The sequence below is a fragment of the Chryseobacterium sp. SIMBA_029 genome, assembly GCF_046535275.1.
Classification (GTDB): Bacteria; Bacteroidota; Bacteroidia; order Flavobacteriales; family Weeksellaceae; genus Chryseobacterium.
Genome location: NZ_JAWRXA010000045.1, coordinates 1 through 436 on the forward strand (window position 1 = coordinate 1; position 436 = coordinate 436).

The following is a 436-nucleotide window of genomic DNA, read 5'->3' on the forward strand; positions in this document are numbered from 1 at the left end:
ATTTTAAGATCCATGGTTTTAATTTTAAAGGGTTTCATCAATTATTTCTGCTTCTGGAGCGTTGGCTTTTACAGAGGTAATTCCATTTTCCATTGCAGTATTTGAGCTATACAGCTGACTTTTACCAATAATTTCCCCATTTCTGGCTTTCAGTACAAAATAGTCTTTATTATTGACGGCCACTCTTCTGTCATACCTTGAGTCTTCCTGAGAATTAAGCTTTACAGACTCTATTCCTTTATGACAAGAAGCTTTCTGAATATAGCCTTCGCTGGTAAGAATAATTTCTCCGTTTTTAGCCCTAAGATTGAATTGATATTCATTATTTACTCTTTGAGTCATAACAAATTTTCCCATAGTTGTTTTTATTTATAGGCCAAAAGTATAACCCTTTATAGGCTATTCCTTACGGGAACCCGTAAAACGAAATCTTTCT

1 protein-coding gene is annotated in these 436 nt (G+C 33.9%); it reads right to left on the minus strand.

Going from position 1 to position 436, the window contains the following annotated elements:
- Positions 1-24: 24 nt before the first annotated feature.
- Positions 25-357 (minus strand): YegP family protein, encoded by a 333-nt coding sequence (locus SB679_RS23130; protein WP_410696012.1) that lies wholly within the window; start codon positions 355-357, stop codon positions 25-27.
- Between the last annotated feature and the right edge of the window lie 79 nt (positions 358-436).